Here is a 10,017-nt window from a genome sequence, read left to right as displayed (position 1 = left end):
TATTGAATAATTATTAAAAATGAAAAAGCACCGCTCCGAAAATTTCCGGAGCGGCGCTTCACTTTTTCCACAAAACTTATTTTGATGTCCACTCGTTTGAGGCCTTCAAAAAATCAGCCAAACAACTTAACTTTTCGCCAAGTCTTCAGAGGGTTTATTAATCTCAAAAAATTTGCCGACCACTACTTCGTCGCCTTCTTTCAAACGCTTCTTGTATTCGGCAGTCGCCGTGAACAGCACGTCTGTCGAAGAGTTCAAAGCGGTTTCAAACGAATCCTGCAGTACGCCGATGATGAAGCCGACGCCGACCACTTGCATCGCTACGTCCGCCGGTACGCCGAACAAACTGCACGCCAATGGGATCAAGAGCAGCGATCCGCCTGCCACGCCGGAAGCGCCACACGCACTTACCGCTGCCAGCACACTAAGCATGATCGCTGTCGGGATATCCACTTGGATGCCAAGCGTGTTGACCGCTGCAAGCGTCAGAACGGAAATCGTAATCGCGGCTCCGGCCATGTTGACTGTTGCACCAAGCGGAATGGACACCGAATACGTATCTTTGTCCAAGCCAAGTTTTTCACAAAGCGTCATATTGACTGGAATGTTGGCAGCTGAGCTGCGGGTGAAGAATGCTGTAATGCCGCTTTCACGCAGGCATTTGAATACCAGCGGATACGGATTGCGGCGGATGTTGATGAATACGATAAGCGGGTTGACCACTAACGCCAGGAACACCATGCAGCCGATCAACAGCGCCAATAGTTTGCCGTAGCCCAGAAGCGATGACAGCCCGTTTGTCGTAATCGACTCGATGACAAGGCCCATGATGCCGAGCGGTGCAAATTTGATGATCCAGCCGACGATCTTCGCTACCGCATCCGATACATTCGCAATGACCGTTTTGGTCGTATCCGCGGCATTTCGCAATGCCAGGCCAAGGACAACCGCCCAAGCCAAAATCCCGATGTAGTTGCCGTTCACCAGCGCGTTGACCGGATTGTCGACCACGTTCAACACCAAGGTCTTGATGACTTCAACCGCATTGCCTGGAGGCTCCAAGCCTTCAGCCCCTTGCGTCAGCGCAATGCTTACCGGGAAGATGAAGCTCGCGATGACCGCGACAAGCGCTGCTACAAATGTTCCTAATAAATAAAGAAAAATAATCGATTTCATATTCGTTTGCTGGCCCTTTTTATGCTGGGCAATCGATGCGATGACCAGGAACAAAACCAAAACAGGTGCGATCGCTTTCAGCGCCCCGACAAACAAGGTGCCGAAAATCGTCAACGATGCCGCCGTTTCCGGAATCGCCAACGCCAATGCCACCCCTAAAGCCAAGCCGATCAAGATCTGTTTCACAAGACTGATGCGGTTCCACATTTTCAATACGTTCATGTCCATTCCCCCATGCTAGTTTCTTCTAAGCTGCAACTCGGCCGTTGCTCTCCCATCCTCTTGCAGGAGCAGCGGCTATTTTTCAATCTATCCCCATTCTAACCAATCGGATGAACGAATAGAACAAATTTTTTATAAAATCAAATACTTAATTCATTCGAACCGCTGCCGCGCACAAAAAGACCAGCCTTATTGACTGGTCCTTGCCTATAATATTCCAGATGAGTTGCCCTGCATACCGAGCGCCAAAAAAATACAGAACTTTGCGCTGGTGCTCCGCAAAGTTCTGTATCCGGTATTCTATGAAATTGCTGACGAATTAAATTGCCTTCAGCTTATAGACTTCCCGCTGTGAAACCAGGTCCGCCGTGTTCGTCCGGTATTCCTGGTAATGCGGGGCGCTGACATGGCTCTCCAAAGCGTCGTTGTCTTTCCACGATTCGTGGAGGACAAACGTGTCATCTTCAATCGATTGATGGAGAACATAGCTTAAGCAGCCCGCTTCTGCGCGGGAAGCTTCTGCTACTTTGTTCAATTCTGCCAATAATGGGCCTGCCATGTTTTCTCTCGGCTTAAGGATTGCTGTAATTACGATGGGATCCATCGCTCAGTTTTCCTGTTTGCTTTTTTTATCAAAAGCTTTTACCAATTCTTCAGCCAATGCTTCAGAAGAGAACGGGTCGCGCCCGGTTACCACTTGATCATTGCCCCATACCACTTTTTCTTCAGCGGAATAATTGGCGATTTCGTTCATTTTGCCTTCCAGGCTGAATGGCAGGATTTCAGGCAAGCCTTCTGGTTCAACTGCTTCCGGATAACCGGTTACGTCCAAGCCTTCAATGATGCTCTTGCCGTCCGGACGTTTCGTCCAGATTAACGGAGCTGGTCCGTGGCAGACGGCCGAAACGATTTTGCCGTTGTCGTATACCGCATTGATGATGTTATGCAGCGTTTCATTTTCAGCCAGGTCGTACATCGCTCCGTGGCCGCCAACGATGAACACCGCGTCATAGTCCGCTGCATTCACGTCCGAAAGCTTTTTGGTGTCATCCGCTAATCCCGCTTCGTACATTTTTTTATATTTGCCTTCAGGATCATAATCTTCGCTGATGCTGGCTTGGTCGAGTGTCGGCTTGCCGCCCAGTGGTGAAGCCAGTTCCACTTGATGCCCCGCTTTTTCCAAAATCTCCATCGGCGCGAATAATTCTTCCGCCCACCAGCCGGTTTCGTAATTGTTTTCAGTGTCCTTGTGTCCACTTGATAAAACTGCCAATACTTTTGCCATATTCTGTTTCCTCCTCTGATTCGGTAATCATCTTGTCACTCACTTTTCCCGAATCATTTGCCCTTCAAACAAACTGACAAGACAGATAATTTTCCGCGTATTAGCCCTTCAGGTAGTTCCTGATGACGCCGACTTCTTGAATGAAAACTCGATCCAATTGCTGAAACAAGATGCCTTCTCGTTGCTTCTAGCCCAAATCGATCTCCCAAGACATGGAAATTACGCCATTTTTAGATTAAACCACTTTTTTGTTCCATACTTTTATATAATTGAACATGTATTCGAAACAAAGACGCTATTTAAAAATTGGAGGATAAGATTATGGCCATCACTGCCGCTGAATCAAAATCACAGCGATTCCTGAAAGATTGGACTCTGTTCGAAAAAGCTTGGCTCCTCATTTTCACAGCGATTAATATTTACTTGTTTTTTGCATGGGACGACACGCTCCTTGGCCTGATCAGCTCGCTCACCGGCATGCTGTGTGTTCTCTTGGTGGCAAAAGGAAAGATTAGCAATTATTACTTCGGTATCATTCAGACGTCTACCTACGCCTATATCTCTTTCACTTATGGATTATATGGAGAAGCCATGCTGAACGGCCTTTTCTATTTCCCGATTCAATTTATCGGATTGTACTTATGGCGCCGCAACACCATCAAGAATAAAAACAGTGTACAGGGAGAAGACGTAATTGTTAAAACGATGAACCTGCGTTCTTGGCTTTATACTGCAATTGCAATCGTCATCGGAACGATTCTCTATGCTGTCCTGCTTCAGGCAATCGGCGGCCGCTCTGTCGGCCTTGATTCCGCCACAAACGTGCTATCCGTTACAGCTCAGATTCTTATGCTGAAACGTTTTGCTGAACAATGGCTTGTCTGGATTCTGGTGAACATACTTTCCATCGTTCTTTGGGTCGTTACGCTCGAGGCAACTGGAGGCAACGACTATACACTGGTTGTGATGTGGACCGCTTTCCTAGTGAACTCCATTTATGGATACTACAACTGGAGAAGAATGGCCAAAAAACAAACCTTAACAGAGGGGACTATTTAAATTATGATCGGAAAAGTTGGAATGTATGGCGGCAAATTTTTGATTATTCATCAAGGGCATGTCAGTGCCATGATTCGTGCCAGTACAATGGTAGAGGAATTGCATGTCGTCCTTACGCACGACGAGGACTATGAACGTGAGTTTTACTTTAATGGCACGACCATGAAGCCTATCCCTTTCCATCAGCGGCTTCGCTGGTGGAACGAACTCACGAAAGACCTTCCACATGTGAAAGTCCATGCCATTGCTGAAAAGCAGACGGGCGAATTCTATGACTGGGAGAAGGGTTCCCTGGCCATCAAGGCGGCAATCGGAAAAGACATCGATACTGTGTTTAGTTCCGAACACGCATATGGCGAGCATTTTGAAAAGCTTTATCCAGAAGCGGCGCATGTTGTGCTGGATGCCGAACGCCGTAACTATCCGATCTCGGCAACTCAGATACGCGAAGAAGGTGCCATGAAGTACTGGGCTATTATTCCTCATGTGGTCCAGCCCTACTTCGTCCGTACGGTCGTGGTGGTTGGAACGGAAAGCGCCGGAAAGTCCACGTTGGTTAAAAATCTTGCGAACTTGTACAACACAAGTTATGTAGAAGAATATGGGCGCAAATTTTATGAAAATATCGGTGCCGAAATCACTATAGAATCAGACTTCCCTAAAATCGCTTTTGAGCACAAATACCATGAAGAAGAACAGGCGAAACGCGCCAATAAGCTGCTCTTCATCGACACGGAAGCAAATGTCACGCAGTATTTTTCCTGGGCCTATCTGGGTTTCGAGCAGCCCATATTGGATCAAATAGCGGCGCTGCAGCATTATGATTTGTGGCTCTTATTGGAGCCAGATGTAAAGTGGGTGGATGATGGCACCCGGGCATTCGGCGATCAAAAGATTCGAGAGCGCAACCACAACTATTTAAAAGCCATACTCGACCGCCAAAATATCCCTTACCATTCGATCAGCGGAAACTACAACGAACGGCTGGAGCAGGCGATCGGGCTGGTTGACGAAGTTTTGGAAGAAAAGCTTTTCAACCATAAAGCAAACTAAGCGAAGCTACGCCAGAACCCTGCATTAATAGAAGCACAAATAAACTAAAGCCGCTCCGAGGAATTCCTATTTCCTCGGAGCGGCTATTTTTGTGAATGAGGTGTAATTAGGGTTCTCCTCTTTATGCCAATAAGTTTTCCATTCAATACCCCATTCCAAAACAATCTCCTCCGTTTAACCCGCTACAACTCACCGCTCTTCCGGCACATACGCATATACTCTTTCATCCACGCCAAGTTCGAACAACAGCGCAGAAGGAATTTCATTCGCTGCCGACTTTTGTTGGCTGATCCGGAGCGGCACGGTTTCTTTCAAATTTTCCAGGTTTCTGTATTTCAGCGCTTTCACGCCAAAATGCAAGCGCACTTTGTAGTTTTCCTCGATGTTTTTCACTTTCGTTTCGATCCCCGCGACGACGCTATTGTTCTCCGCAATCAAATCGGCCAGCGCTTGGGAATTCACAGCCGTTTCCGGGTAATTTCGGATGGCAGTCAAATAAGGGACGTAGCATTCTTCGATAAATTTGACGTTCAATAACACGAGTTCCTGCTTGGCATTGAACGCCTCCATCAATTTCCTGTATTCCTTGATTACCGCGGCTTCGCCCCATTTGCGAATGGTTTCGTGCTCTTTCAGCTTGTCGATGTTTTCGCCAATGTTTTTCAAGTCCCTGTTCAGCACCTTCAAATCCTGCAGCGCGGCCGTATAGAAATCTTCTATTTTCTGATCTTCCACGCCCCCAAGAACGATGCCGTTCGAGCGGAAGCGCCCGATGATCTCGTGGAAATAGGCAAACCTCGACTCGATGCTGCCGAAAAAATCATTGTCCCGGTGCTGGATGAGCGTATTCAGTTTTTCTTCCATCTTCTTTAGAATGCCTTGGATTTCAGCCAATTGCTGCTGGCCCGCCACAGCCGCCAGCAAATTGGCGCTAGCATGGACAACAACGGCCGGGTTGATGTTTTTCACCAGCACCGCTTGCTTGTAAATGCCTTTTACGCCTTCTTTTTTGACTGCCGGCACAAACCCTTTGCCGTTCGCTTTTTCGATCAGCGACATGCTTTTATCCTTCAGCCCTCTGACAACTTCCGGGCTGAATTCCACCTTATACGTCCGGCTTTCCCGGATCACCATCGCCCCTGCGGCCAAGGTTTCCAGCAGATCGGCTTTCAGCATCGCTGGAATCTCAATCTTTTTATACCGGCTTTTCACCGCTTCCTCGTTCCCCACTTCCGAAACGTGCGGCATGAGCTCGAAATATGGATCCGGTTCTGGTTCTGGCTCGGGTTCTGGCTTGCTGACGGGAATCTCCTCCACTTGCTCCCGTATTTCTGCCTCGGCCGGCGAAGCGCCTTTTTTCCTGGTGAAATAAAGCAGCGGGACGCCTGCTGCAATCAATACCCCCACTGCTATTAGAAATGCATTTTCCATCTTCTTCTCCCCGTTTCCGCGTTTGCTTTGAACACCACATGTTGTCAACATACCCCTTTTAATGGATGGACATGCCAGAAGCCCACACAAAACAAACGCCGCTCCAAGGAATGTTCAGGTCCTTGAAACTAACCGCTATTTCGTTCATGTTAACAGGAGAACCTGCTGCAGCGAACCGACGAGATGGATGCATTTCGCAGCTGCGAAATGTGTAAGTGCTTGAGAAAGAGCCGTTCGCTGGGGCGAACGGCTTTTCCATTGTTGCTTTTGAACTGCGACCAAGAGCTAGTGCCGGTTAAAATCGAAACAGTTCATGTTAAAGGCTGGTTAGTTCATGTTAACGCCTTCGCAGTTCATGTTAACGCTTTGCCAAGTCATGTTAATGGCAATTTAGTTCATGTTAACGCGAGAGTCCGTCCAACGAACAACAGACTTTGTCTCTTCTCTACCAGCTAAAGTCCGAACAAATCAATCTACAAACAAAGCCTTTTAGTTCGAATAATCCAAATAATTCCAAACAAAAATTTAATATCCCCTAGTATTTACCTTCCAAATCATGGTATATTCATCTTTAGAAATAGCAATATAGATCTAGAGAGAGAGAATAAAGGGGGAAATATGAAATGAGTGTTGTATTTGTGTTATTGCTGCTGGTCAGCTTGCTCGCTTTTGCTGCGAGTATCGTGATGCTGCTCGTCCGTTCGTTGTTCAAAAAAGGGCTGACGGTTAAGCAAACGGGGCTTGCGGCAGGTGTTTCATTTGCCGTGCTGATTAGTTCGACGATCGGCGTCGTCTCTACAGCAGACGAAGTTGAAACGGCAGACGGCGTCGAAAGTGAACAGATGGAAGCACAGAAAGAAAAAGCGGCCGAGGAAAAAGCACAAGAACAGCTCCTTGCCCAGCAAGAAGCTGAGAAACAGGCAGCAGCCGACAAGGAACTAGAAGAAACGCGTCTAGCGGCAGAGAAAGCAGTCGAAGAAAAAGCGCAGGCCGAGAAGCTTGCGCAAGAGAAGGCGAATGCTGAGAAGCTTGCGAAAGAAAAAGCGAATGCTGAGGCGCTTGCAAAAGAGAAAGCGAACGCCGAGAAGCTTGCAAAAGAGAAAGAAGCGCAGGAATTGGCTGCGAAAGAAAAAGCAGCTGCAGAAGCAGCTGCCCAACAAACCAAGGAGCTGTTCGCAGGATACGAACTCGTTGAAGTTGATGGCGGTGATTTGTCTGGAACGCGCGCAGCTAACATCGTTGTCGACATTGGCTTCGGGGACCGTGAATATTGGGCATTCACCAATGAACACGGCCAACTCGTGCGTGTCGTGGCTGAAGAAATCATTGTCCAGGACGACAACAGCGAACCTGTAACATCGGACGGCCGATATTACGGGGATGAAGCGAAAGTTCCGGGCGTTGAAAGCGACATTCTAGATGAAGGGCATGTCATTGCAGATTCGCTCGGCGGGGTGTCGAATGCTTATAACATTACCCCGCAGGAAAGTACGCTCAACCGCCATGGCGATCAGGCTTATATGGAAGACGTCATTCGCGATGCCGGTGGTGCAACGGATTTCGAAGCCATTATCACCTACCCGGATACGGAGACGCAGATTCCTTCGAGTTACCAGTATACGTATACGGTAATGGGCAACGAAGTCGTGGATACATTCAACAACGTGAACCCGGATGAAGTGAACGCCTCGCTTGGTTTAACAGGCAGTGAGCCTGCGGAACCAAGCAGCCCACCTACTGAAAGTGCCCCTGTGGAGCCAGCCCCTGCAAACACAGGCGGAGATGTTTCCACTGTCGACACAAACGGCAATGGACAAGTGACGATCCAGGAGGCAAAAGATGCAGGTTTCTCTATGCCCATCATGAGCGACCATTGGCTCTACCCCCATATGCGGGATAATGACCATGATGGCATGGTCGGCGAATAAAACTTAAACGAATAAAAATGAAATCCGCCCTCTCGTTGAAGAGGGCGGATTTTTTATATGGAATATTGTTTGACACAAAGCTAGGGTTTCTTTATCGGCATCCCGATGCCTAGATAGCGATTCGGAAGGCTAGCGGCTTTCTACTTCTTTTTCACGCTTCCTGTGCACCGCTCTATTATAAATAAAAAATCTCCCCTCCTATCTTCCCCCTATTTCTAACTAAATTATTTTCTTATTAATCTAATATTGACAATTCCTACCTATATACTATACTTTAATGATATCCGATAGGAAAGGTAGGTTTTATTGACGGTGATTCACTATATTTATTGAAGCCAAACAAATCAACAAAGTCTATTTCGATAAGAACAATCAGCCCAACACGGTATTAAAAGACATCGACCTTTCCATTCAAAAAGGCGAATTCGTTTCGATTCTGGGGCCTTCGGGCTGCGGCAAGTCCACGTTATTGTCGATGATTGCCGGCCTAGTCCCTGCGACTTCAGGCGACATCATCGTCGACGGAAAAAAAGTTACGAAGCCAGGAAAAGACCGGGGAATGGTCTTCCAGCAGGCTGCGTTGTTTCCGTGGATGAATGTCACTGAGAATGTCATGTTCCCGCTGCGCAAAGAAATGTCCAAGAAAGATGGCCAGGAGCGCGCCCACCATTTTTTGAAAATGGTCCAGCTCAGCAATTATCCTTCCCATTATCCCCATGAATTATCCGGCGGCATGCAGCAGCGCGTGTCGATTGCCCGGTCGCTCGCCATGGATCCTGCCGTCCTGTTGATGGACGAACCGTTCGGGGCCTTGGATGAACAGACAAGAAGCCGCCTGCATGGACAGCTCGAGGAAATTTGGATTGACACCAAAAAGACCATCGTTTTTGTCACCCACAGCATTTCGGAATCGATCAAACTGTCCGATCGGATCGTGGTCATGGGCACACGTCCTGGCACCATCCTGACCGACATCCGAGTGGACATCCCGCGCCCGCGTGAACAGCACCGCCAGGAAATCGCGGCATTGGAAGAGCAGATCATGGGTCTGTTGAAAACAGAAATCGATAAAGTCATAGACGAGGAGCAAGCATATGAAGCCGGCACTTAAACGAATCATTTTTTTCGCCGCGCTCATTGTGTTCTGGGAACTGGGTTCCCGCTTTGAGTTGTGGCACGAAACCATACTCCCTTCCCCCGTCAGCGTTTACGACTCACTGGTTGCCGGGTTTGCGGATATGACACTGGTCTATGACCTCGTCGCCAGTTTCCGCCGCTTGCTGATCGGTTTGGTCGCAGCCGTCATTATCGGAACCGGTGTCGGCATCCTGCTGGCACGTTCCAAGACAGCGGATGAAACACTCGGCACCTTGGTGCTCGCGCTGCAAAGTGTGCCAAGCATCGTCTGGCTGCCTTTGGCCATGATGTGGTTCGGCCTCGGCGAAGGCTCCATCATTTTCGTCGTCATCCTTGGCGGAACGTTCGTCATGATTTTGAACGTCCGCACCGGCATCAAGAACGTCGATCCGTTGTTCATCAAAGCGGCGCGGACGATGGGATCGAATGGCCTCGACCTGTTCGTCAAAGTCATCATCCCCGCCTCTGTCCCGTATTTCGTAACGGGTGCGCGCCTCGCGTGGGCATTTGCTTGGCGCGCATTGATGGCCGGCGAATTGCTCAGTTCCGGGCCAGGCCTCGGCTACACGCTGCGCTACGCGTCCGATTTCGGCAATATGTCCCTGGTCATCGGCGTGATGATCATCATCGGCGTCGTCGGCGCGATTGTCGACTTGCTGATTTTCCAGCGCATCGAAAAAAACGTCCTCAAGCGCTGGGGATTGGAAACCTAGGATTTTATTAATA

Annotated in this window: 9 protein-coding genes; 5 read left to right on the top strand and 4 right to left on the bottom strand. The window is 48.5% G+C overall.

Annotated elements, in window-relative coordinates; genetic code table 11:
* Positions 1-126: 126 nt before the first annotated feature.
* The 3 genes from sstT to QMA09_RS14765 form a co-directional block, all read right to left on the bottom strand.
* On the bottom strand, positions 127-1,398 hold the full coding sequence (gene sstT, locus QMA09_RS14775; protein WP_290213646.1) for a serine/threonine transporter SstT: 1,272 nt from the start codon (positions 1,396-1,398) through the stop codon (positions 127-129).
* A gap of 319 nt (positions 1,399-1,717) precedes the next feature.
* Positions 1,718-2,002: a putative quinol monooxygenase gene (locus QMA09_RS14770; RefSeq protein WP_290213645.1), complete on the bottom strand. Its 285-nt coding sequence runs from the start codon at positions 2,000-2,002 to the stop codon at positions 1,718-1,720.
* A gap of 3 nt (positions 2,003-2,005) precedes the next feature.
* Complete coding sequence (locus QMA09_RS14765; protein ID WP_290213644.1) at positions 2,006-2,683, bottom strand: type 1 glutamine amidotransferase domain-containing protein; 678 nt, start codon at positions 2,681-2,683, stop codon at positions 2,006-2,008.
* Positions 2,684-3,004: 321 nt separating this feature from the next.
* Here QMA09_RS14765 and pnuC point away from each other — a divergent pair, with 321 nt between their 5' ends.
* Entirely contained in the window at positions 3,005-3,742 is a 738-nt protein-coding gene (pnuC, locus tag QMA09_RS14760) for a nicotinamide riboside transporter PnuC (RefSeq protein ID WP_290213643.1), read from the top strand.
* A gap of 3 nt (positions 3,743-3,745) precedes the next feature.
* Positions 3,746-4,795 carry a multifunctional transcriptional regulator/nicotinamide-nucleotide adenylyltransferase/ribosylnicotinamide kinase NadR gene (gene nadR, locus QMA09_RS14755; RefSeq protein WP_356779550.1) on the top strand — a complete coding sequence of 350 codons (1,050 nt, stop codon included), beginning with the start codon at positions 3,746-3,748 and terminating at the stop codon, positions 4,793-4,795.
* Positions 4,796-4,984: 189 nt separating this feature from the next.
* On the opposite strand, the gene QMA09_RS14750 is transcribed toward nadR, so the two are convergent.
* Positions 4,985-6,226, bottom strand: coding sequence for a DUF1572 domain-containing protein (locus QMA09_RS14750; RefSeq protein WP_290213642.1), 1,242 nt, complete (start codon positions 6,224-6,226; stop codon positions 4,985-4,987).
* A 623-nt stretch (positions 6,227-6,849) separates the two neighbouring features.
* On the opposite strand from QMA09_RS14750, the gene QMA09_RS17210 reads away from it, so the two are divergent.
* The 3 genes from QMA09_RS17210 (at position 6,850) to QMA09_RS14735 (ending at position 10,004) form a co-directional block, all read left to right on the top strand.
* Entirely contained in the window at positions 6,850-8,154 is a 1,305-nt protein-coding gene (locus QMA09_RS17210; RefSeq protein WP_483313560.1) for a DNA/RNA non-specific endonuclease, read from the top strand.
* Positions 8,155-8,476: 322 nt separating this feature from the next.
* Complete coding sequence (locus QMA09_RS14740; protein ID WP_290213647.1) at positions 8,477-9,265, top strand: ABC transporter ATP-binding protein; 789 nt, start codon at positions 8,477-8,479, stop codon at positions 9,263-9,265.
* Positions 9,249-10,004 (top strand): ABC transporter permease, encoded by a 756-nt coding sequence (locus QMA09_RS14735; RefSeq protein WP_290213641.1) that lies wholly within the window; start codon positions 9,249-9,251, stop codon positions 10,002-10,004. Before QMA09_RS14740 ends, QMA09_RS14735 begins: the two co-directional genes overlap by 17 nt.
* The last annotated feature ends 13 nt before the right edge of the window (positions 10,005-10,017 follow it).

It is taken from the genome of Planococcus sp. APC 3906 (assembly GCF_030407685.1).
In the GTDB taxonomy this organism is placed as follows: domain Bacteria; phylum Bacillota; class Bacilli; order Bacillales_A; family Planococcaceae; genus Planococcus; species Planococcus koreensis.
This window is presented reverse-complemented; position numbering and strand designations above follow the sequence as displayed.